Raw genomic sequence first — 23,013 nt, 5'->3', positions numbered from 1 at the left:
CCATCTCGCGGAAGGCAACACCATGGCAACGCACGCTGAGCCTGAGATCTGGTTCCTCACCGGCAGTCAGGCCATGTACGGCGAAGACACCCTTCGCCAGGTGGCCGACCAGTCGCGGCAGATCGCGGCGACGCTCGACGACTCGCCGCACATACCCGCCCGGGTCGTGTGGAAGCCGGTCCTGACCACCAGCGGCGATATCCTGCGGGTCTGCCGTGACGCCGCCGGCCAGGGGGCCATCGGCGTGATCGCCTGGATGCACACCTTCTCGCCGGCGAAGATGTGGATCGCCGGCCTGGACGCGTTGCAGACACCGTTGCTGCACCTGCACACCCAGGCCAACGTCCTGCTGCCGTGGGACGAGATCGACATGGATTTCATGAACCTCAACCAGGCGGCGCACGGCGACCGGGAGTTCGGGTTCATCCAGACCCGCCTCGGGGTGGCCCGCAAGACCGTCGCCGGGCACGTCACCGACCCGCGCGTGGTGTCCCGCGTGGCCGCCTGGGCGCGGGCGGCACTCGGCCGGTCGGCGATGCGGTCGCTGCGGCTGGCCCGCTTCGGCGACAACATGCGCGACGTGGCGGTGACCGAGGGCGACAAGGTGGAGGCGGAGCTGCGCTTCGGTGTCTCGGTGAACACCTACGGCGTCAACGACCTCGTCCGGGTGGTCGGCGAGGTCACCGACGCGCAGGTCGACGACCTGGCCAAGGAGTACGACGACAGCTACCGGGTGGTGCCCGAGCTGCGCCCCGGCGGCGACCGGCACGAGTCCCTGCGCTACGCCGCCCGGTTGGAGCTCGGGCTGCGGGCCTTCCTCGAAGCGGGTGGGTTCCGCGCCTTCACCACCAATTTCGAGGACCTGGGCGGGCTGCGGCAACTGCCCGGCATCGCCGTGCAGCGCCTGATGGCCGACGGCTACGGCTTCGGCGGCGAGGGCGACTGGAAGACCTCCGTCCTGGTGCACACCGTCAAGGCGATGTCGGTCGGCGTCACCGGCGGCACCTCGTTCATGGAGGACTACACCTACGACCTCACCCCGGGCCGGGAGGTGATCCTCGGCGCGCACATGCTCGAGGTGTGCCCGAGCATCGCCGCGGACGTGCCCTCCGTGGAGATCCACCCGCTGAGCATCGGCGGGCGGGAGGACCCGGTCCGGATGGTCTTCGACACCGAGCCCGGTCCCGCGGTGGTGCTCGGCCTGGCCGACCTGGGGGAGCGGTTCCGGCTCGTCGCCAACGAGGTCGACGTGGTGGCGCCACCGCATCCGCTGCGCCGGCTGCCGGTGGCCCGGGCCGTCTGGCGCCCCCGCCCGCACCTGGCCGGCTCCGCCGAGGCGTGGATCATCGCTGGCGCCCCGCACCACACCGTGCTGTCGCAGGCGGTGGGGGTCGAGGAGTTGCACGACCTGGCCGAGATGATCCGCACCGAGCTGGTCGTCATCGACGCCGACACCAACCCCCGCCGATTCGCCGACGAGCTCCGCTGGAACCAGGCCTACTACCGCCTGGCCAGGGGGTTCTAAGCTGCAGTCTTCCCTTGGCCGGCACTGCCCGGCCCGAAGAAAAAGCAGTGTTGCCCGGCGCCGGGTGTTCACTAGCATCCCGACCGTGGACGACATGCGCTGGCGCGATCGGGAGTGGCTGACCCGGGTGCAGGACTGGGTCGACGGCCAGCTCGGCGAACTCGGGGTGACTCGGACCGGTCCGCCCGTCCAGCCGCACGTCTACCCGTGGTCGACGGTGCTGCGCATACCGACGGACCGCGGTGACGTCTGGTTCAAAGCCAACACCGAGTCGCTGCGGCACGAGGCCGCCGTGGTGCGGCGGATCGCCGTCCGCCGGCCCGACGTGGTGTCGCCGCTGCTGGCCGCCGACAGTGGCACCGGTTGGATGCTGATGGCGGACGCGGGGGAGACACTGCGAGTGGTGACGCAGCGCGAGCAGAGCCTGGACCGGTGGCGGGCCGTGCTGCCGCTCTACGCCGGAGTCCAGCTCGACCTGGCCGACGACGTCGACGACCTGCTCGCCCTGGGGGTGCCTGACCTGCGGCTCGCCACCCTCCCGAAGGCGTATGAACGCCTGGTCGACGAGGTCGGCGCGGAGCGGCGCTTCCACGACGCGGCACCGATGGTGGCCGACCTGTGCGAAGAGCTCGCGGGCTACGGGCTGCCGGAGCTGCTGCAGCACGACGACCTGCACGACGGCCAGGTCTTCGTCCGCGACGGCCGTCACCTGGTGATGGACTGGGGAGACGCCTGCGTGTCGCACCCGTTCTTCACCCTGTCGGTCACCCTCGAAGGTGGGTTGGCGTGGGGCCTGGAGGATGTCTGGAACTCCGTCGACACCACGCCCTTCCGGGACGCGTACCTCGCGCCGTACGCCGAGCGGTTCGCCGGTGACCTGGTGGCCGCCACCCGGGTGGCGCTGCGCCTGGGCTGGGTCTGCCGTGCCGTCAACGGGCACGTGCCCGGCGACGACGAGCGGACCTTGACCCGGCTGCGGATGTTCCGCGACGGCCGGCCGTAGCCCGGTCGGGTCGACTGTTACGGCTTGACGCCCGGCTTGTTATCGCTCACAGTCGATATATACGCCGCTGCATCTGACGGCGACCGCGTCCCGGCAACGACGGCCAGTCTCCCGTTTTCTCCTGCCCCAGGTAAGCGATCGCCATGGATGTTAGCGCTAACAACCTAAGGAGGATCATGACAGCCATCGGGCAGGCCGCACCCGGCGCGCGAGGGCGCGGCTGGTTGTCCCGCAGCATCGCCGCCGCGACGGCGATGCTGCTCGGCGCCGGCGTCGTCAGTGTGCACCCCACGCCCGCTGCCGCCGCGACAGTGGACACGAGCGCGTGGTATGTGCTGGTGAACCGGAACAGCGGCAAGGCGCTGGACGTGTACAACCAGGCGACGAACGACGGTGCGCGGATCGCCCAGTGGGCGCGTAACGACGGAGCCTGGCAGCAGTGGCAGTTCGTCGACTCGGGTGGCGGATACTACCGGCTGCGGTCGCGGCATTCGGGCAAGGTGCTGGACGTGTCGGGCGCGTCGACGGCGGACGGGGCCGGACTGATCCAGTGGCCGGACACCAACGGGGCCAACCAGCAGTTCCGGTTGGCCGATTCGTCCGGCGGGTTCGTCCGGCTGATCGCGCGCCACTCGGGCAAGGCCGTGGAGGTGCAGAACGCCTCGACGGCGGACGGCGCCAACGTCGTGCAGTACACCGACTGGGGCGGCGACAACCAGCAGTGGCAACTGGTGCGGCTCGGGGACGCCGGCGACCCGGGCGGCACGACCTACACCAACCCGGTGCTGTGGCAGGACTTCGCCGACGTCGACATCATCCGGGTCGACGACACCTACTACCTCTCCTCGTCGACCATGCACTACTCCCCGGGCGCGCCCGTGCTGCGCTCGTACGACCTGGTCAACTGGGAGTTCGCCGGGCACTCCGTACCCCGCCTGGACTTCGGCGCCAAGTACGACCTCACCGGCGGGCGGGCGTACGTCAACGGCATCTGGGCCTCGGCTTTGAACTACCGCCGCAGCAACAGCACGTTCTACTGGATCGGCTGCATCGACTTCAGCAAGTCGTACGTGTACACGTCCACCTCCGTCGGCGGCACGTGGCAGAAGCGCTCCGAGATCAACAACTGTTACTACGACGCGGGGCTGCTCGTCGACGACAACGACACCATGTACGTGGCGTACGGAAACAGCAACCTGCAGGTGGCGCAGCTGTCGCCGGATGGGCTGAGCCAGGTGCGGACACAACAGGTGTTCAGCACACCGCCGAGCGTCGGCACGCTGGAAGGCTCAAGGTTCTACAAGCGCAACGGCTACTACTACATCTTCGTCACCCGGCCGGCCAACGGTCAGTACATTCTCCGCTCGACCAGCCCATGGGGCCCGTACGAGATGCGCCAGGTCCTGCTGAACATGCCCGGGCCCATCTCCGGCGGCGGCGTGCCGCACCAGGGCGGTCTGGTGCAGACCCAGAACGGCCAGTGGTATTACCTGGCGTTCGTGGACGCGTACCCGGGCGGTCGGGTGCCGGCGCTGGCCCCGATCACCTGGACGGCGGACGGGTGGCCGCAGATCCAGACGGTCAACGGCGCCTGGGGCAGCAGCTACCCGTCGCCGCTGCCGATCCGGCCGGTCGCCTCCATGACCGGCACCGACACCTTCACCGGCGCCACGCTCGGACCGCAGTGGGAGTGGAACCACAACCCGGACAACACCCGGTGGTCGGTCGGCAGCGGGTTGCGGTTGCAGGCGGCCACCGTCACCGGCGACCTCTACAGCGCCCGCAACACGGTCACCCGCCGCATCCAGGGTCCGACCTCCACCGCCACCATCGAGCTGGACTACTCGGCCATGCGGGACGGCGACCGTACCGGCCTGGCCATGCTGCGCGACGCGTCGGCCTGGATCGGCGTACGCCGGGACAATGGCGCCACCCGGGTGGTGATGACCAACGGTCTGGCCATGGACAGCAGTTGGCGGACCACCAGCACTGGCACCGAGATCGCCAGCGCGTCGATCAGCGGCGGCCGGATCTGGCTGCGGGCCACCGCCGACATCAGACCCGGCAGCGGACGTCAGGCGTCCTTCTCCTACAGCACCAACGGGGTGACCTTCGTCCCGCTGGGCAACGCGTTAACGTTGAACAACGCCTGGCAGTTCTTCATGGGATACCGGTTCGCGATCTTCAACTACGCGACGCAGGCGCTCGGCGGGGCGGTCACCGTCCGCCGGTTTGACCTGACCACGCCGTGACCGGCACCGGGCCGGGAGTACGCGGTACGCCCGGCCCGGCAACGGGTCTCGCCGGCGTCAGCCGACCGTGCAGGCGGGGGTCCCCGACGGGCCGACGCCGGTGCCCTGGAAGCCGAAGTCGGTGCTGCCTCCGGCACCGAGCTGGCCGTTGTAGTCGACGTTGCGGAAGGTCACCGTGCCGGTGCTACCACTGGCCTGCGCGTTCCAGGTGCCGGTGATCACCGTTCCGGACGGCAGGGTGATCCGCACGGTCCACCCGTTGATCGCGGTGGAGCCGGCGGTGACCCGGACGTTGGCGACAAAGCCGCCGGCCCAGGACTGCAGCGACAGGCTCGCCGTGCAGCCGCTGCCCGAGGGCGGCGGGGTGGTGCTGGGTGGTGCTGTCGTACTGGGCGGCGGCGTGGTGCCCCCGGCGTTGAGCGCGTTCAGCACGGCGGTGTACGCGGCCTTCTTGTTGCCGCTGTTGTCGAAGAGCAACGGGTTCTGCCCGGTACGCCAGGAGTCGCTGTCCCGGATGCCCCACACCGTGATCCCGGTGCAGCGGGACACGGCCAGGCACGCCTTCGTCACCGATCCGTACAGGTTGGCCTGGTTGGACCCCTGCTCGATGTCCAACTCGGTGATCTGCACGTCGACGCCGAGGTCGGCAAAGCGCTGGAGGTTGGCCTGGTAGTCGCCGGGCATCGAGGTGCCCAGGTGGGACTGGAAGCCGACGCAGTCGATCGGCACGCCCCGGGACTTGAAGTCGCGGACCATGTTATAGATCCCGGTCGACTTCGCGTTGATCCCGTCGGTGTTGTAGTCGTTGTAGCAGAGCTTCGCGCCCGGGTCGGCGGCCCGCGCGGTGCGGAAGGCCACCTCGATCCAGTCGTTGCCGGTGCGCTGCAGGTTGGAATCGCGGCGGGCGCCACTGGCGCCGTCGGCGAAGGCCTCGTTGGCCACGTCCCAGGCGTAGATCTTGCCCTTGAAGTGGGTGGCGACCTGGGTGACGTGGTTCACCATGGCGGACCGCAGCGCGCTGCCGGAGAGGTTCTGCGCCCAGCCCGGCTGCTGGGAGTGCCACAGCAGCGTGTGGCCCCGGACCTTCATGCCGTGCGCCTGGGCGTGGCTGACGATCTGGTCGGCGCCCGGGTAGCGGAACTGGTTCTGGGACGGCTCGGTGGCGTCCCACTTCATCTCGTTCTCGGGCGTGATGGTGTTGAACTCGCGGTCGAGAATCCCGGCGTACTGGCTGTCGGAGAGCTTGTTGGCGGCGACCGCGGCGCCGAAGTAGCGGCCCTTCTCGGCGGCGGCCGAGCCGAGGGTGGTGCCGGCGTGCGCGGTGGTCGCCGCGGTGATCGTGGCGGCCACCGTGGCGATCGCCGCGCCGGCGACCATCAGCAGCCGGGTTCGGGAGCGGGACTCGGGTGTGCGGCGGTGGAACAGGTCCATGCGATGTCGCCTTTCGAGGTGGGGGCCCGGCAGGCGGGTGGCCCGTCTGCCGGGCGCAGGGGGCGGGTCAGCAGGTGGAGTTGGTCTGGGTGAGCAGGCCGAGGCGCCAGGGCAGGTTGTTGTAGTCGCCGCCGGCGTTGGGGTCCATGCCCTGGTAGAGGTAGCGCAGGTTGCAGGGGCTGACGGTGAGGGTCTGGTCGTAGCCACTGCGGATCATCTCGCCGTGGCTGATGTCCCGGCTCCAGGCCGTACCGCTGAACGTGACGTTGTTGGCCCGGGCGAACGGGTTGCTCTCGCTGTCGGCGAGGGCGGTCCACGGTCCGGTGAGGACGGGTGCGGTCCAGGAGCGGAAGTAGCGGCGGCCGTCGCCGCCGATCGCCTCGACGAGCAGCAGGTACTGGTTGCCGACCCGGTAGACGTTCGACGCTTCGAACAGCCGGTTGCGGTTGCTGTCCTGCATGGCGATGACCGTGTTGGTCATGCCGTTGGGGAAGTTCGCCAGTGTGGTCTGCGACCGGTAGAGGTGCCCGTTGTCGTCCGAGGAGAACAGGTAGCAGTTGCTGCTGTCGCAGATGACCCACATGTCGACCCAGTAGCCGTTGCCAATGTTCTGCTGGATGATCGCCGGCATCGACGAGTAGAAGTTCTTCGGCGCGCTCCACCCGGCCGGGTTGCTGATGTCCGGATTGGTGGAGTAGGACGCGTTGCCGGTCTGGTAGACCAGGTACCACAGTCGTTGTGGGGCGAAGTAGAACACCTGCGGGGCGGCGCGGTAGCCGGCGCCGATCGGGGTCTGGTCGAGGTAGGTGAAGGGCGCCGAGCCGGCCTGGGGCCAGTCGGTGAAGCTGGTGTAGACCAGGTTGTAGCCGGCGGAGCGCGCGGTGCTGGCGAAGACGTGGTATTTGCCGTTGTAGTAGACGACCGAGGGGTCCTTGATTCCCGCGATGCCGCGGCCGTCGTTCTTCGGGCCGATCAGCGCGCCGCTGGAGCTCCACCGGAAGGTGTTCGGCAGGCTACCCGTCGGTGGGGGCGAGCTGGGCGGGGCAGTGGTGGGTGGGGCAGAACTTGCCGGCGGGGTGGTGCTGGGCGGCGGGGTGCTCGTGCCGCCGGTGCAGGTGGTGCCGTTGAGCGCGAAACTGGTCGGCGTCGGGTTGCTACCGGTCCACGAGCCGTTGAAACCGAACGACACGCTGGCGTTGGTCCCGATGCTCGCGTTGTAACTGACGTTGGCGGCCCGTACCTGGCCGCCGCTCTGGGTGACGGTGGCGTTCCAGTACTGGGTGACCTGCTGCCCGGCGGTGTAGGTCCAGGTGAGCGTCCAGCCGTTGACCGGGTCGCCCAGGTTGGTGATGGTGACGTTGGCGCCGAAGCCGTCCTGCCATTGCGATGACACCTGGTAGGTGACCGAGCAACCGGCGGCGGCCGCGTCGGCGGGCAGGGTCACGGCGGCGGCTGTGGCGGCGGCGACCAGACCAGTGGTGGCGGCGAGCGTTGCCGCCCTGGCTTTCCAAGTGGTGCGCATCAGGGATCCTTCCGTGGTGGTGGAGTGCCGGCCCGGACGGCGAGGAAGAAGAGCTCAGGCGGAAGTACGGCGGGGAGGGAGCCGGCCGTCCAGATCCGAGCACCGTGGCCGCCGGGTGCCCTCGGGGACTGCCGATACGGCCGCGATCGTTCGATGGCGGCGTGGGACCGGTCGGGACTCTGTCACCACCCGTCGATCCGGATGTGTCCGGTGCCCTTCGACGGCCGGCGATCCCGAGCGGGAGGGTGCCCTCGACTCCTGAGCGCAGAACATAGCATGTTATCGATAACAAGCTCAAGGTTGGACGGTCTGGTGCGGAGCTTTCGCGGCGATGATCGAGCCCGCGTCGCTGGTGGCAATCCATCCATGGATTGTGATGTTAGCGTTCACAGGGTACGTTGCCCGATGGGATCCTGAAGCATGTTCCGCCGGAAGGAGATTCGATGAGACAGCTCACCTCGGGCCGCCGCTGGGCGGCCGGCGTCGCAGCCGGGCTGCTGCTGGCCGGCACCCTGATCGGGCTGCGCCCACCCGCCGCGCTGGCCCTGGACAACGGCGTGGCCCGCACCCCGCCGATGGGTTGGAACAGTTGGAACTCGTTCGGCTGCAACATCAACGAATCGCTGATCCGGCAGACCGCCGACGCCATCGTGACCAGCGGTATGCGTGACGCCGGCTATCAGTACGTCGTGGTCGATGACTGCTGGTTCAACCCGAACCGGGACTCCGCCGGCAATCTTCAGGGCGACCCCGGTCGGTTTCCCGGCGGCATGAAGGCGCTCGGCGACTACCTGCACAGCAAGGGCCTGAAGTTCGGCCTCTACCAGGTGCCGGTCGACAAGACCTGCGCGCAGTACTTCGGTGGCTACCCAGGCGCCACCGGCAGCCAGGGACACGAGGCACAGGACGCCCGGCAGTTCGCCGCCTGGGGCGTGGACTTCCTCAAGTACGACTGGTGCTCCCCGAGCGGCACCATCGACCAGCAGGTGGCCACCTTCGCCAAGATGCGCGACGCCCTCGCCGCCACCGGCCGGCCGATCGTCTACAGCATCAACCCGAACAGCATCCACGCGAAGACCGGGCCGCAGCGCAACTGGGGCGACGTGGCCAACATGTGGCGGACCACCGAGGACATCACCAACGCCTGGGACACCGGCCAGACCAACGGCTACCCGATGGGTATCCAGAACATCATCAACGTCACCGTGCCGCTCGCCGGGTACGCACGCCCCGGCGCGTTCAACGACCCCGACATGATGGAGGTCGGCCGGGGTGGCATGACCGACGCGGAGATGCGCAGCCACTTCGCGATGTGGGCGGTGCTCGCGGCACCGCTGATCGCCGGGAACGACGTGCGGTCCATGACATCGGCGACTCAGAGCATCCTGACCAATCGGAACCTGATCGCGATCAACCAGGACAGCCTCGGCCTGCAGGCCACTCAGATCTCCTTCGACGGCACCCGCCGTGTGCTGGCCAAGAAGCTGGCCAATGGCGACGTCGCCGTAGCGCTGTTCAACCAGGGCAGCACCACCACCACGATCTCCACCACCGCGTCCGCGATCGGCAAGAGCGGCGCCAGCTTCACCCTGCTCGACGCGTGGACCAACGCCACCAGCACCACCGGCGGTACCATCTCCGCCAGCGTCCCCGCGCACGGCACGGTGGTCTACCGGGTCAGCGGCGGCGGCACTACCACCCCACCCCCGACCACCAGCGGCACGCTGGTCAGCGCCGCTTCCGGTCGCTGCCTGGACATCCCCCAGAGCAACACCGCCAACGGCACCCAACCGGTGATCTGGGACTGCAACGGTGGCGCCAACCAGCGCTGGACCATCAGCGAGGACACTCTTCAGGTGCTGGGCAAGTGCCTGGACGCGCCGCTGAACGCCACTCCGGGCGCCAAGGCGCAGCTCTGGGATTGCAACGGTGGTGCCAACCAGCGCTGGAACCGGAACTCCGACGGCACGATCCGGGCCCAGCAGTCTGGTCTCTGTCTCGACGTCAACGGCGCGGCCACCGGCAACGGCACCACCGTGATCCTCTGGACCTGCACCGCCGCCGCGAACCAGCGGTGGACCCTCAGGTAGGGCCCGCGGAGCACCCGGCATGACTGCCTCGCCGTTCGGCGTCGCCAGTTTGGCATCCGATATCGCGATTCGATATCTGTCCCCTAGTGTAGGTGGGGATGCGGGCGCGTCGGAGGAGGGCACATGGGCGGGGGAGCGACCACGGCGGCGGCATCGGGGGAGCTGCGACGGCGGTTGGGGACGTTCGACGCGGTGGTGATCGGTCTCGGGGCGATGATCGGCGCGGGCATCTTCTCCGCCTTCGCTCCGGCCGCGCGGGCCGCCGGCTCCGGTCTGCTGGTGGGTCTGGCGGTGGCGGCGGTGGTGGCGTACTGCAATGCGACGTCGTCGGCGCGGTTGGCCGCCCGCTATCCGGCCTCCGGCGGCACCTACGTCTATGGGCGGCAGCGGCTGGGTGACTTCTGGGGCTACCTGGCGGGCTGGGCGTTCGTGGTCGGCAAGATCGCCTCCTGCGCGGCGATCGCGCTGACCGTCGGCCTCTACGTCTGGCCCGCTCAGGCGCATGCGGTGGCGGTGGCCGCCGTGGTGGCGCTGACGGCGGTGAACTACGTCGGGATCCAGAAGTCCGCCCTGCTGACCCGGGCGATCGTCGCCACCGTGCTGGTGGTGTTGACCGTGGTGGTGGCCGCCACCCTCGGTTGGGGCGCGGCGGACATGACCCGGCTGAACGTCGGTGCGGACGCGACCGTCGGCGGCGTGCTGCAGGCGGCGGGCCTGCTGTTCTTCGCCTTCGCCGGCTACGCGCGCATCGCCACCCTCGGTGAGGAGGTCCGCGACCCGGCCCGCGTCATCCCGCGCGCCATTCCCCTCGCGCTCGGCATCACCCTCGCCGTCTACGCGGTGGTGGCCGTCGCGGTGCTGCTGGTGTTGGGCCCGCAGCGGCTGGCCGGCGCCGCCGCACCGCTGTCCGACGCGGTCCAGGCCGCCGGTATACAGCAGTTGGTGCCGGTGGTGCGTCTCGGTGCCGCCGTGGCGGCGCTCGGCTCGTTGCTGGCGCTGATCCTCGGCGTGTCGCGTACCACCCTGGCCATGGCCCGCGACCGTCACCTGCCGCACGCGTTGGCGGCCGTGCATCCCCGGTTCGCGGTGCCCCACCGTGCCGAGCTGCTGGTCGGAGCCGTGGTCGCGGTGCTGGCGGCCACCGCGGACCTACGCTCCGCGATCGGCTTCTCCTCCTTCGGCGTCCTTGTCTATTACGCCATCGCCAACGCCTCGGCCTGGACGCTGTCCCGGTCGGAGGGCCGTCCGCCCCGGATCATCCCCGTCATCGGGTTGGCCGGCTGCCTGACACTCGCCTTCGCCCTGCCGGCCGCCTCGGTGATCTCCGGGGCGGCCGTGCTGACTGCCGGCGCCGCCGCCTACGGCATCCGCCGCCTGGTCACCGGACGCCGGCACCGGTAACGATCGGCCGCTCAGGTGCGGGCGTCGTCGCCGAGGACCTCGCGGGCCAGCTCCCGCAGCGCCCGGCGGTCCTCGGCGAGCGCCTGCTCACCGGCCTCGGTCGCCCGGTAGACCCGGCGGGTACGCCCCTCGACGACTCGCTGCTCGGAGACCAGCAGCCCGTCGGCCTCCAACCGGTGCAAGGTCGGGTACAGGGTGCCGGGGCTGATGTCGTAGCCGTGGCGGGCCAACTCCTCGGTCATCCACGCGCCGTGGATCTCCTGCTCCGCCGCGTGGTGCAGGATGTGCAGCCGCACCGCACCCCGCTGAAACTCCCGCACCCGGTCCACCCCCATGCGCAAGAAGTCACGAAACCGATATCGGCATCCGATCTTACGCCGGCCGGGAGCGGTGCCCCTACCCTGCCGTCAGCGCGCCTTCTTCGTCGCCCGCTTCCGGGGCGGTGTCAGCAGGTCGGCGATCGTCGCGATCGCGGACGGCACGAGCCGGTAGTACGCCCAGACACCCCGCTTCTCGCGCTCGAGCAGGCCAGCCTCGGTGAGGATCCGAAGGTGATGACTCACGGTCGGCTGGGAGAGGCCCAGCGGCGCGGTGAGGTCACTCACGGACGCCTCGCCCTCCGGGGCGGACTGGATCAGACTGAGCAGTCGCAGCCGGGCCGGATCGGCAAATGCCTTCAGCACTCCCGCGAGCCGCTCGGCATCGGCGCGCTTGATCGGCTCGCCGGCAAGCGGCGAGACGGCAGGTGCAGTAGTTTTCGCAGTTCCCACGCCTTCTATCGTTGCACCAACACCATCGATAGGCCGGTCGAATCAGGACCCAGCCATCATCAATTTCCGACGCCGAAGGACCGGCCACGGCTGAGGTCGGCCCGAACGTGAAAGGATTACGGCACGGCGGCGGAACCCGTTTCGGGGTCACCGGTACATCAGGTGCAGCAGCATCCCGGCGTCGGCATGCGCCAGATTGTGGCAGTGGTTGGCCCACATCCCGGAGTTGTCGGCCAGGAACGCCACCTCCCAGACATCGCCGGGGCGTACGTCGAACGAGTCCAGCCACAGCGGACTTCCGGTCGTCGGCTTCCCGTTGCGAGACAGCACCAGGACGTGATGGCCGTGCAGATGCCACGGGTGCACCACCAGGGATCGGTTCACAATCGTGAACTTGACGACGTCGCCGAGGCGTACCACCTGCGGCGGGATGTCCGGATCGGCCGCGCCGTTGACGGTGTGGGCGTACCGCGGAAGCAGCCCGTGCAGGTCGAGGCCGCGATCGAGAACCAGGGTGAACTCCCTGTCGAACCGGGACCACGGCACCGGAGAACTGACGCCGTAGGCGAGTGGATCCAGCACCGGCCACGCGCCGGTCGCCGTGGAAACCGGTCCGGTCGAGTAGACCGGCCGCCCGTCGACGAACAGCGCCACCGGCGTGGCGGGCGCGGTGAACACCAGGTCGTAGCGACCCCCGGCCGGGATCAGCACGGCGGTGCCCACCAGCGGCGTCGGGCCGCGCAGGTCGGACCCGTCGATGGCGGCGACCCGGAACGGGGCCCCGGCCAGGGCGTACCGGTGGGTCGTGCTGTCGGTGTTGATCAGCCGCAGCCGCACGGGCACCCCGGCCTGGACGGGCTCCGTCTCCGGCGCGGGCAGCGGAAGCCCGGACAGCGTGTGCACCGGCACCGTGACGTCGACGCCGGTCACCGGCGCCGGGCGCACCACCAGGACACCGTAGAGCCCCATGCGCACCCCGACGTCGGATACCGCGTGCGTGTGATACCAGTACGTGCCGGCCTGATCGGCGCGGAACCGGTAGACGAACTCCTGCCCGGGCAGCACCGCGGCCTGCGTCACGCCGGGCACCCCGTCCTGACCGTTCGGCACGTCGTACCCGTGCCAGTGCAGCGTGACGCCCCGGGCGATGTCCCGGTTGCGGAGCGTCACCGCCAGGACGTCGCCGACGGTGGCGGTCAGTTCGGGCCCGGGAACCTGCCCGTTGAACGCCCACGCCGCGACATCACGCCCGCGCACCCGCACCGTGGCGGTCCCGGCCGTCAGGGTGACCCGCCTGGTCGGTTCGCCCACGGCCCGCGCATCCCCAGGTCGATGATCATGTCGTACGGCGGGAGCAGCGCCCGGGGCGGCGGCCAGCCCGGTTCCGGTCAGCAGCGCCGCGACCGCCACCACGAGGGCCGCCCGGGACACCGACCGCGACGGGCGCGCGCCCAGGGCCCGCCACGAGACGGCGGTGGCCGCGACGACCCCGGCGACCGCGAGCAGTCCCACGCCCGCCGACGCCGGATAGCCGTGCAGAACCGTCACGAGCAGGGCGGCGCTCTGGGCGTACCCGGCGAAGAGCAGCGAAACCGCGGCGGACCGGATGTCGGCCGGGGCACGCAGCAGCCGCGACCCGGCCACGACCACCGCCGCGAGTGACAGCGGGGCGGCGATGAGGATCTTCTCCGCCGCGAACCACCAGCCGGCCCTGGCGAGCGCGGTGATCGTGATCGCGCGGGCCACCGTGGCGAGCAGCGCGAACGCGGCCAGCCCCAGCGCGAGCCGACGGCGCCGGGCGGCCGACGCGGCGCCGCCGCCCAGCCACCCGGCGGCCGCGAGGACCGCGATCAGGAGGTCGGCCACGACCAGCGAGCCGACGGTCACGCGGACACCTCCTGCCGAACGGTCACCGGGGCGGTGTCGGCCGGCACCGGACGGGCCAGCTTTCGCGCCGCCCGGTGGACGCCGACCACGACATGCACCGCGATGATTCCGTTGAGCGCGTGCAACCCGGCGACGGTCAGGCCGACCCAGGTACTCGTGCCGGCGGCGTCGGTGGACGCGTTCGCGAGCATCGCGATGAGCCCCTGCAGGACGACGAGACCGAGCGGCAGGATCGCCAGCCCGATCAGCCGCCCCGGCGCCTTCGCCAGCACGGCGAACAGGGTGGTGAGCAGGATGAGAACGGGGATGACCGCCATCCCGGTGACGCTGTGCAGGGCATACGCGCCCTCGCCCGCGGGCCTGGTGAACGCGCCCACGGCGGCGAAGACGAACTGCAGAACGAACGCGACGAGCAACACGGTGGTGACGACGACGAGGGCCTTGCGCATGGTGACCTCCTACAGATGAGCCGGGGACAGGGCCTGGGCGACGTGATCGGTGGCCGTGATCGCCCCGTACGCGACCAGCCGCACGAGGTCGGCGTCGTCCGGACGGGACAGCCGCCACCGGGCGACGTCGTCGGTGCTGATCGCGTCGGGCGCGAACGCCGCCAGCAGCGCGATCCGGGTCCCGACGCGGTCCGCGCCGGGCAGATCCCGGATCAGCTCGGCGGCCCACTCGGCGGGCCGGGCCGGGTGCCGTCCGTCCTCCCACCGCACGGTGGCTGTCACGGTCCGACGCGCCACGTCGCCCAGAAGCTCGCCGCCCTGCGAGGCGACCTTCCTCAGCGACGCGTACGCGACGCCGACCGGACTGTCCCCGGCCCAACCCGGTGGTGCCACCGTGCCGGCGTCGAGGAGCGACAGGCCGCGACCGGGCTCCTTCGGCTCCCGAGCCGTCCTGGCGTAGAGCCGGCCCCCGACGGACCGCACCATCGGGGAGCGCTGCAGGCCGCCGGGCAGCAGATCCGGATCGAGCAGCGCCGAGACGATCCGGTTGATGAAGTGAAAGGCGAGCAGCGTGCCGGTGACCTCAGGCCGGTGCGGGCTGGACCAGTCGGCGGCCATCGGGCTGCGGCTGGCCTCGGCCCAGGCGACGAACTCGGCGTGCCTGGCCTCCGGTGGCGTCTCGCCCCGGGCGACGACCTCGGCCAGCTCGTGCTCGCCGAGCGCGTGCAGCAGCATCACGTGCGCGTCGACGCAGAACCGGCAGCGGTTGGCCCGGGACACCGCAGCCGCGACGAGCTCTCGGTCGACCCGGGAGGCGTCCCCGGCAAGCAGGGCCTCGCGCATCAGCGCCCACGTCGCGGCCAGCACCTCGGGCGCGGCCGAGAGCGCCTGAAAGGTGGGCACCGGCCCGAGGAACTCGTCCCGCAGCTGCCGGTAGACCTCGGCGGTGAGACCGGTCGCCGCCGACGCCTTCGCCGGGGTGAAGAAGCGGTATGTCATGGGATCGATGCTCGCCTCGACGGGCCGGGAAAACGTCGTGCTGTCATAGGCACTTGCCCGGCCCTCGATACCGCGTCCGCGGTACGTCCACCTACCCCAAACGCGGGATGCCGCCGGGCGGCGGGCGTTCTACAGTTCGGCCATGCGCCGCGACCTGCCGTACGCTCTCAGCGGTTTCCTCCTCGGCGTCTTCCTGCTCGGCACCACCGCGCTCGCGGCGGACGCCGCACCGGTGCGGGCGATCGACGTCGTCCTGGTCCTGGTCATGGCGGCGGCCCTGGCGGCGTGCCGGCGGTACCCGGTGGTGGCGCTGACCGTGGTGGGCGCCGCCATGCTGGCCCTCCACGTCCGGGTGCACCCCGGGGCGCACGCCGCGTTCCCCGTCCTCGGCGCGGTCTATGTCGCCGCCTGGCGGGGCCATCGATTCGCCCCCGCCCTGGCCAGCCTCGTCTTCCTCGGCGGCTTCCTCGCCCACGACATCTCGACCGCGTCCGCCGACCAACCCGGCGAACAGATCGTCGAGCGGACCGCCCTGCTGTTGGGCTGGTTCGTGGCGGCCAACGTCGCCGGGCTCGTCTCAGGCCAGCGCCGGGCATACCTGGAGCAGGTCGAGCAGCGGGCGATCGAGGCCGAACGCACCCGCGAGGAGGTGGCGTTGCGTCGCGCCGGGGAGGAGCGGCTGCGCATCGCCCGGGACCTGCACGACTCGCTGACCCACAGCATCTCGGTGATCAAGGTGCAGGCCGGGATCGCCGTGCACCTGGCCCGCAAGCGCGGCGAGGCGCCGGCGGCCGCGCTGCTGGCGATCCAGGAGGCCAGCGGCGCCGCCATGCGGGAACTGCGGGCGACGCTGGACGTCCTGCGCTCGCCCGAGGACGGCGACCGCGTCGGGCTGGCCCGGCTGGGCGAACTCGCCGAGCGGACCCGGGCGGCCGGCGTGCCGGTGCAGGTGACCGCCGTCGGTCAGCCCCGGGACCTGCCCGCCGAGGTCGACCAGGCCGGGTACCGCGTCGTCCAGGAGGCCCTGACCAATGTGGCCCGGCACGCCGGCTCGGCCACCGCCCAGATCCACATCGAGTACGCCCCGGCGCAGCTGACCGTCTCGGTGACCGACGACGGCCAGGCGTCGCCGCTCCGGCCGGTGACCCAGGGTGTGGGCCTGCGCGGCATGCGGGAACGGGTCACCGGCCTGGGCGGCACGCTGCACGCCGCCGCCCGCGACGACGGCGGGTTCGCGGTACGGGCCACCTTTCCGTTGCAGGAGCCGGCATGATCCGGGTGCTGCTCGTCGACGACCAGGCGTTGATGCGGGCCGGCTTCCGGGCACTGCTGGACGCGGAGGACGACCTGGCGGTCGTCGGTGAGGCCGCCGATGGGGCGTCGGCCGTCGAGCTGGCGCGACGTCTGCGGCCGGACGTCGTCCTGATGGACGTGCAGATGCCGGGGCTCGACGGCATCGAAGCCACCCGGCGCATCGCCGCTGACGGCGACCTCGCCGCGATCCGCGTCCTCATCCTCACCAACTACGGGCTCGACTCGTACGTCTTCGCCGCGCTCCGCGCCGGCGCCAGCGGGTTCCTCCTCAAGGACGCCGACCCCGCCGACCTGCTGCAGGCCGTCGCCGTCGTCGCGCGCGGCGACGCGCTGCTCGCCCCGGCGGTCACGCGTACGCTCATCAGCGAGTTCGTCGCCGGCCCGCCGCCGGCCGACCCGACGGTCGGGCGCGACGTGCTGACCGCCCGCGAGCAGGAGATCCTCGAGCTCGTCGCCCGAGGCTTGAGCAACGACCAGATCGCCGAGCGCATGGTGATCAGCCCGTTGACCGCCAAAACGCACGTCAACCGGGCGATGACCAAGTTGCACTGCCGCGACCGTGCCCAACTGGTCGTGTGGGCGTACGAGTCGGGTCTGGTCACGCCGCGTCGCCGGTGACCCCACAACCGCCGCGCGGCGCGCCTCGTCTGTTCCGTTCGTGAGAACCGGTCGGGAAATACGGCTGGAACTGTGCGCCCTCCGGTGGTTGCATGATCTTCATGGTGTCTGCCGACCGATTGCTCGCTTTCACGGCCATGTCGTTCCTGCTGATCCTGATCCCTGGGCCCAGCGTCCTGTTCGTGATCGGACGAGCGCTGGCGCAGGGGCGCCGCGCCGCACTGACCACGGTGGTGGGCAACACGGTCGGCGCGTACACCCTCGTCGTGGCCGTGGCCCTGGGGATCGGCTCCGTCGTGGAACGCTCGGTCGTCGTCTTCACCGCGCTCAAGCTGGCGGGAGCCGCCTACCTGGTGTACCTCGGGGTCAAGGCGTGGCGCGAGCGTGCATCGCTGCAGGCCTCCTTCACCGATGTGGGGGCATCGCGCGGAAGCCTGCGCACCTTCTGGGAGGGCTTCACCGTCGGTGTGTCGAACCCCAAGACCATCGTGTTCTTCGCCGCCGTGCTGCCGCAGTTCGTCGACCGCGCTCAGGGTCATGTCGCGGTGCAGATGCTGGTGCTCGGCCTGGTCTTCAACCTGGTCGCGGTCGTCTCCGACAGCGCGTGGGGTCTGGTTGCGGCCACCGCACGGGACTGGTTCGCCCGCTCACCGCGACGGCTGTCCCTGATCGGCGGGGTCGGCGGGCTCACCCTGATCGGCCTCGGCGTCACTGTGGCCGTCACCGGGCGCAAGGACTGAACCATCTGCCGCCGTCCGTCCGTGCGAGCTGGATTCGCGCGAGGAAGCGGGCATAGTCGCCGATCAGGTTGAGCGCGTCGTCCTGGATCTGGAACGCGGCGCCCAGATAGCAGCCGTAGCGGTCCAGGACGTCGACCCCGTTGTGCTGGCCGGTGGCGGCGACAAGGATTCCCGTGCGACACGGGTAGATGCAGGTGTACCAGGAGGTATTCTTCAGGCACATGCGGTAGTAGTCATCAGCGTCGAGGTCACACACGTTGTCGCGGATCCACCCGATCTCGATTGCCTGCCCTTCCAGCGAGTGGCGCAGCATGAGCTCGGTCTCTTCGAACAGCCGCCACGCGATCCCTGAGCCGAGTGCACCGCGGTTGGCGGCGAGCCGCTGTAGCGCAAGCAGGTTCGTCATGTTGCCGACGTTGAGGGCGACGCCGACGCCGTACTCGGCGTGCAGGGTCTGTGCCCCGCGCCGCTGCTCGCTCTCGTCCTGAATGTCGTCGTGAATGAGGAACGCGTTGTGGAACAGCTCCACGGTTACGGCGGCGTTGAGCCCCACCGAAGGCGTGCCGCCGAACGCCTGGCAGGTCGCGAGGCAGAGTGCGGCGCGCAGCCCCTTGCCCCACCGCCGTGGGTACTCGGCCACCAGGTCATAGAGGTAGTGCGGCCCGCCCTCGGGCACGTCAGCAAGCAGCGCGCCGATCGCGAGTGTGCGATAGCGCTCCAGCATGGCCGTAACGTGGCCGTCAGCCTCGCCGGTGGTCGACACGTCACTTGTCGGACGACGCCGGGTTCTGCGACGCCGACGAGGCGAGCCGGTCCACCAGCCCGTTCGCCATGTCCGGTACCAGCCGCGCGAGGTTGAGCACGCTGCCGAGGGCGTCGTGTGCGTCTGACGTGTACCGGCGGATGACCTCACCGCGCTGGTCGTCGGACGTCTTCAGCTGTGCCACGACGGTGTCGATCAGTGCGTGCCCGTCGGTGCGGACCCGTGTCACCAGTTCGTCGAACGCCTCCGGGTCCACCTTACGGTCGGCGCTCAGCTTCTCCTCCAGCCGTCGCGCGCTGGCCAGGCCCGCCGCGAGCTCCTCCTCCAGCACGGTGGCCGCATGTGTCACGGTCTCTGAAGGGTTGTGTCGAGCGTGTCCGCGCCCGGCGGCGCGGGCTGAGGTCAGCGCCCCGCGGGGCCTGTTGTCACGCGGTCAGTTCCACAGCTGGAAGAGGTCGCTGCCGGAGCAAGCCCACTGGATGATGTTCCCGTTCTGGCCGACGTCCGATGCCTGAGCGTCCAGGCACGTCCCGCTACCGGCGTTGTGCAGCCCGGCGTTGGCGTCACCGTTGGTGTTGAGCTGCCCGCTGCCGGAGAACCACCACCGCTGGAAGGCATCGCCCGTGGTGTTGCAGGCCCACTGGAAGATCGCGCCGCCGTTGCGTACGTCGGACGCGTTGGCGTCCAGGCAGGTGCCGGCACCGACGTTCTGGAGCACCGGGTTGTAGTTGTTCGCGCCGACCACGACGCGCCACTGCTGGTAGCTGTCGTTGCTGTTGCAGGGCCACTGGGCGATCCGCCCGCCGTTGCGTACGTCCGACGAGATGGCGTCCAGGCAGGTGCCGGCGCCCCGGTTCTTCAGCTGGAACGAGAACCCGGTGATCGCGTCGCGGGCCGTGTCCAGGTAGTTCCTCCACGCCCCGTTGTTGTACGTCGACCACGGGGTCCAGTTGCTGCCGTGGCTGGAGATGTTCCACGCCGCGTTGGCGTTGCACTGAACCTGGTAGGCGCAGGCGTCACTGACCTCGGAGTGCCAATAGTTGTTGATCTGCCACAGACCCCGGTCGATCGAGCCGGGGTTCTGGCCCTTCGCCGACGGGTTGCAGCTCGACTCGGCCATGGCGACCGCAACGGCGACCACGATCTTCCGGACGTTGCCCGCTGAGGTGCTGATGTTCTCGGTGTACGAGAAGCCGGCCTTGGCGGCCACCTTGGCGCAGACCGTGGCAGCGGCGGAGGCCGCAACCGTCATGCCCGTGGGCGTATCCGCCCCTGCGCCCAGCGACGCCGGCACCTGCCCGGCGGGGGCGACGGTACCGCCGGCGGCCGAGGCCGAGGCCGCACCCAGCGGGACCATCAGTACGGTGGCCAGTGCCGCGACCAACAGTCGCCCCGGCCGGATCAAGCCGGCGCTCCACCGCCACGGGATCCTTCTGCTTACCGGCTCAGATCGCACACATGCCTCCTCAGACGAGGTTCTGTCCGTTAAGGACTGAGGCGGTCGCCCCGCATCTTTGATGCGACGGGCTCGCCGCGACCATGTTACATGGAGGCATTTAAATATAGGAATTATGACTCGGGTCGGTTCACCCGCGAGTTCGCGCGGCCGACCTGGCTCTGCTGCGGGCACGAGAGCCCTGAGCCACCGTCCGGCGAGGGCGAGGAAGTCGTTGTGGTCGGCGACCGTTGACCAGCCAGTCGCGCCAGTAGGCACGAGCCCGGTATGGGCGCGCTCGGGAATCAGGCGTGGCAGTGAGGCAGGCCGTCATCGGCCGCAGCGGAGTCGACGAGGGAGAGCCGCAGCGGCGGGGCCTGCCAGGCGACCGCCGTGGCCCGCAGCACCCGGTACACGCCTGTTCCGGCTGCGGGTATCTCCTCGCCGTCAAGAAACGCGACGATCTGTCGCCGGACGTCACCGCTGTCGTACGCGCCGCCGTGCAGGGTGTCCACCAGGACGAAGGGCACCTCGACCGGGCCGCCGGGACGGTCGGCGAGGGCGGCGTCGAGGGTCACGAACGCTACGAGGCGGGTTCCGGGGACGGGGCAGAACATCTGGTCGCGGTAGCGCTGGGGGTTGTCCAGGAGCGAACGGAGGAACGGTGCGTCGGTGTCGATCCGCAGGCCGCTGGACCACCTGACAGCCGCCATGATTGCCTGCAGTTGGGCTCCGGCGGCCAGCCCCCAACCGTGCCGGGCGCCGGGCGGCGGATAGTTCGCCACGGCGGGATTGGGCAGGGCATTGAGCAGAACGGCCGCTACCACGTCCGGGTGCGGGTGGGTCTGCAGGTAGGTTCGGACGACGAGGGTGCCCTCGCTGTCTCCGAGCAGCGCCACGGGTTTGCCCGTGCGGCCGTGCAGCTTGGTGACCTGGACGTCGAGCAGTGCCGCGCTGCGTTCCAGCGACTGCTGAGTCTGCTCGGGCCGATACGGCAGCGGTCGCCCTTGTTCGTCGACACCGGCGTAGGAGAACAGCTCGATCGGAATGCTGTCGGCAACCTGCCGGCCGCCATCGATCGAGCCGCCGTCACCGGCGGAATCAAATCCGTCGACGTAGATGATTGCCGGGGGCGGGTCTCCGTTCTGCCGGGCAGGTAACGGTGCCGGCGGTTGCCGTTGCCCGGCATCCTGGACGGCGGCCCGGCCCAGGAACCCTGCCGGGGCGATGCCGACCACGAGCCCGACGGCAACCAGCGGAGCGACCGGGACCCGGGCAAGCCGGACGCGAGCCGCGAGCGCCGCTGCGAGCAGGCGGCGCCACAGCCAGGCGTTCACCGCGCCGGCGGCGGCTGCCAGCACAATCGGCAACGGGCCGGGCGTGGTGGACACGAGCACCGATGCGGTGGTCAGGATCAGGAACGCCAGCACGATCCAGAGCGCGCCGGCCAGCGGCGGCGCCCCCTGCCACCAGGTGGACACCAGGCCGGCCCGCTGCATGACGAGGGCAAGCACGAATATCGAACCCACGTCGCCGATGAAGAACCAGGACAGGGATGTCGTGCTGAGTGCCACCGAGATCGCAGCCCAGGGCAGCATGACGACCGCCAGCGCAGCGCTGCCGGTGACGCCGGTGAGGAGCGCCCGGCCCCACGTTGGTCGGGGTCGTAGATGTGACGGCCAGGCAACCAGCACGATCGCGGCGGTCCACAGGCCCCGTACCACGACCACGACGGCAAACTCCCCGGCGAACTGTGGCCACGAGTCGTGGTAGACGGAGATCCATCGCAGGTCATGGAAGATCGCGAAGGGAGGTGGGGCACTGGCCTGCGGGGCGAGCCCCACCGCGGAACGTAGCCCGTAGCTGGTCGACAGCGCCGCCGCCAACGTTGGCGGAAGCACGGTGAGGAGCAGGAGCGCCAGGATGCGTCCGGACGCCGGTCGCAGCCGAACCATCGCGCCGACCTCCTGCCCGCCGGCCATGCCGCCTCGTGGGCGCTGCTGCGGCTACTCCCACCTGCGCCGTCCCGGAGCGATCACTGACCGACCTTGACGCCCGGTTCACCGGACACGAACTGGATGACCTGCCGCGGCGACCGGCCCGGCACATTCGGGCCACGCCGCTTGCCCAATGGCAGGACGACGCGGCGCCAGGTTCCCTCCAACATCATCGCCGTGGCCACATACCAGCCCAGAATGGCCGAGGCGATGAAGAACCAGGCGCCCGCTGTCCGCCAGCCCGAGATGTTGGCGATCTGACCGATCGCGAGGCAGGTGGCACCGGCGGCGAGCGTCGCCAGCACGGCGGCGAGCCCGAGATTCTCCGCCAGCGCGGCCAACGCCCCGGACCAGGTGATGGCGGCGAGGGCCACGAACCAGTACCCGAGCGCCACGAACGGGGTCGGCGGCGCCAGCACCCCGACGGCCACCAGCAGGTACAGCAGTCCGTACGCGAGCCAGAACGAACCCCAGATGCCGCGCATCGCGGTGGCCAACCCGTCCCGTGCCCGGTACGCCCACATGCCGGCCAGCAACTGGGCCAGTCCGCCGGCGAACGCGGCGAAGGGGAACAGGAACACCGGCGTCGTCGTCGTGTTGCCGTACCAGCCCGCGAGGTTGGTGGCGACGATGAAGGTGGCCGCGGCGAAGCCGAAGAGCCCCAGGATCGAAGGCGCCGCGACGGGTTGCAGGGAAATCTGGGCATGGTTGCGCCAGAAGTCGAAATCACCATCAGCGTCCGGCTGTGCCATACGAGTCATCACAAGCCTCTCTCGTACGCTTCCCCTGGGTGGAACGCCGTCGATAGTTGCGCGCG

Annotated in this window: 20 protein-coding genes; 8 read left to right on the top strand and 12 right to left on the bottom strand. The window is 70.3% G+C overall.

What is annotated here, in order from left to right; translation table 11 throughout:
* The first annotated feature begins 22 nt into the window (after positions 1 to 22).
* From araA to ABZ671_RS13825, 3 genes are all read left to right on the top strand, one after another.
* The gene (gene araA / locus ABZ671_RS13835; protein WP_357856416.1) at positions 23 to 1,525 is read left to right on the top strand and encodes an L-arabinose isomerase; all 1,503 of its coding nucleotides are present in this window, start codon (positions 23 to 25) and stop codon (positions 1,523 to 1,525) included.
* Between the two features lie 85 nt (positions 1,526 to 1,610).
* Positions 1,611 to 2,528 (top strand): aminoglycoside phosphotransferase family protein, encoded by a 918-nt coding sequence (locus ABZ671_RS13830; RefSeq protein ID WP_357856413.1) that lies wholly within the window; start codon positions 1,611 to 1,613, stop codon positions 2,526 to 2,528.
* A gap of 176 nt (positions 2,529 to 2,704) precedes the next feature.
* Complete coding sequence (locus tag ABZ671_RS13825; RefSeq protein WP_357856410.1) at positions 2,705 to 4,780, top strand: family 43 glycosylhydrolase; 2,076 nt, start codon at positions 2,705 to 2,707, stop codon at positions 4,778 to 4,780.
* 57 nt (positions 4,781 to 4,837) lie between these two features.
* Here the strand turns inward: ABZ671_RS13825 and ABZ671_RS13820 are convergent, their stop codons facing one another.
* Complete coding sequence (locus tag ABZ671_RS13820; protein ID WP_357856407.1) at positions 4,838 to 6,211, bottom strand: endo-1,4-beta-xylanase; 1,374 nt, start codon at positions 6,209 to 6,211, stop codon at positions 4,838 to 4,840.
* Between the two features lie 67 nt (positions 6,212 to 6,278).
* Positions 6,279 to 7,733 (bottom strand): non-reducing end alpha-L-arabinofuranosidase family hydrolase, encoded by a 1,455-nt coding sequence (locus ABZ671_RS13815; RefSeq protein ID WP_357856404.1) that lies wholly within the window; start codon positions 7,731 to 7,733, stop codon positions 6,279 to 6,281.
* A 443-nt stretch (positions 7,734 to 8,176) separates the two neighbouring features.
* Between ABZ671_RS13815 and ABZ671_RS13810 the strand changes: the two genes are divergently transcribed.
* A complete protein-coding gene (locus tag ABZ671_RS13810) occupies positions 8,177 to 9,823 on the top strand; it encodes a ricin-type beta-trefoil lectin domain protein (RefSeq protein ID WP_357856401.1) in 1,647 nt (548 codons plus the stop codon).
* A gap of 123 nt (positions 9,824 to 9,946) precedes the next feature.
* Entirely contained in the window at positions 9,947 to 11,224 is a 1,278-nt protein-coding gene (locus ABZ671_RS13805; protein WP_357856399.1) for an APC family permease, read from the top strand.
* Positions 11,225 to 11,235: 11 nt separating this feature from the next.
* Here ABZ671_RS13805 and ABZ671_RS13800 read toward each other — a convergent pair whose 3' ends face one another.
* The 5 genes from ABZ671_RS13800 to ABZ671_RS13780 form a co-directional block, all read right to left on the bottom strand.
* Positions 11,236 to 11,544 (bottom strand): PadR family transcriptional regulator, encoded by a 309-nt coding sequence (locus tag ABZ671_RS13800; protein ID WP_357856396.1) that lies wholly within the window; start codon positions 11,542 to 11,544, stop codon positions 11,236 to 11,238.
* A gap of 87 nt (positions 11,545 to 11,631) precedes the next feature.
* On the bottom strand, positions 11,632 to 12,003 hold the full coding sequence (locus tag ABZ671_RS13795) for a metalloregulator ArsR/SmtB family transcription factor (protein ID WP_357856443.1): 372 nt from the start codon (positions 12,001 to 12,003) through the stop codon (positions 11,632 to 11,634).
* A 138-nt stretch (positions 12,004 to 12,141) separates the two neighbouring features.
* On the bottom strand, positions 12,142 to 13,881 hold the full coding sequence (locus tag ABZ671_RS13790) for a multicopper oxidase family protein (RefSeq protein WP_357856393.1): 1,740 nt from the start codon (positions 13,879 to 13,881) through the stop codon (positions 12,142 to 12,144).
* On the bottom strand, positions 13,878 to 14,330 hold the full coding sequence (locus tag ABZ671_RS13785) for a DUF6220 domain-containing protein (protein WP_357856390.1): 453 nt from the start codon (positions 14,328 to 14,330) through the stop codon (positions 13,878 to 13,880). Before ABZ671_RS13785 ends, ABZ671_RS13790 begins: the two co-directional genes overlap by 4 nt.
* Positions 14,331 to 14,339: 9 nt before the next feature.
* Positions 14,340 to 15,329, bottom strand: coding sequence for a carboxymuconolactone decarboxylase family protein (locus tag ABZ671_RS13780; protein ID WP_357856388.1), 990 nt, complete (start codon positions 15,327 to 15,329; stop codon positions 14,340 to 14,342).
* Between the two features lie 142 nt (positions 15,330 to 15,471).
* Here ABZ671_RS13780 and ABZ671_RS13775 point away from each other — a divergent pair, with 142 nt between their 5' ends.
* The 3 genes from ABZ671_RS13775 (at position 15,472) to ABZ671_RS13765 (ending at position 18,001) form a co-directional block, all read left to right on the top strand.
* Positions 15,472 to 16,602, top strand: a complete 1,131-nt coding sequence (locus ABZ671_RS13775; protein WP_357856386.1) for a sensor histidine kinase — start codon at positions 15,472 to 15,474, stop codon at positions 16,600 to 16,602.
* Positions 16,599 to 17,261, top strand: a complete 663-nt coding sequence (locus ABZ671_RS13770; RefSeq protein WP_357856383.1) for a response regulator transcription factor — start codon at positions 16,599 to 16,601, stop codon at positions 17,259 to 17,261. The genes ABZ671_RS13775 and ABZ671_RS13770 overlap by 4 nt, the downstream gene beginning before the upstream one ends.
* Before the next feature lie 92 nt (positions 17,262 to 17,353).
* Positions 17,354 to 18,001, top strand: coding sequence for a LysE family translocator (locus tag ABZ671_RS13765; RefSeq protein ID WP_357856380.1), 648 nt, complete (start codon positions 17,354 to 17,356; stop codon positions 17,999 to 18,001).
* Here the strand turns inward: ABZ671_RS13765 and ABZ671_RS13760 are convergent.
* The 5 genes from ABZ671_RS13760 to ABZ671_RS13740 form a co-directional block, all read right to left on the bottom strand.
* Positions 17,982 to 18,764, bottom strand: a complete 783-nt coding sequence (locus ABZ671_RS13760; protein ID WP_357856377.1) for a polyprenyl synthetase family protein — start codon at positions 18,762 to 18,764, stop codon at positions 17,982 to 17,984. The genes ABZ671_RS13765 and ABZ671_RS13760 overlap by 20 nt on opposite strands.
* Before the next feature lies 1 nt (position 18,765).
* Entirely contained in the window at positions 18,766 to 19,113 is a 348-nt protein-coding gene (locus tag ABZ671_RS13755) for a hypothetical protein (RefSeq protein ID WP_357856374.1), read from the bottom strand.
* An 84-nt stretch (positions 19,114 to 19,197) separates the two neighbouring features.
* Positions 19,198 to 20,016: an RICIN domain-containing protein gene (locus ABZ671_RS13750; RefSeq protein ID WP_357856371.1), complete on the bottom strand. Its 819-nt coding sequence runs from the start codon at positions 20,014 to 20,016 to the stop codon at positions 19,198 to 19,200.
* Between the two features lie 488 nt (positions 20,017 to 20,504).
* Entirely contained in the window at positions 20,505 to 22,181 is a 1,677-nt protein-coding gene (locus ABZ671_RS13745; RefSeq protein ID WP_357856368.1) for a hypothetical protein, read from the bottom strand.
* Positions 22,182 to 22,234: 53 nt separating this feature from the next.
* Positions 22,235 to 22,948: a GPR1/FUN34/YaaH family transporter gene (locus ABZ671_RS13740; RefSeq protein ID WP_357856365.1), complete on the bottom strand. Its 714-nt coding sequence runs from the start codon at positions 22,946 to 22,948 to the stop codon at positions 22,235 to 22,237.
* Positions 22,949 to 23,013: the final 65 nt, after the last annotated feature.

The organism is Micromonospora sp. NPDC006766 (genome assembly GCF_040636055.1).
GTDB lineage: Bacteria > Actinomycetota > Actinomycetes > Mycobacteriales > Micromonosporaceae > Micromonospora.
This window is presented reverse-complemented; position numbering and strand designations above follow the sequence as displayed.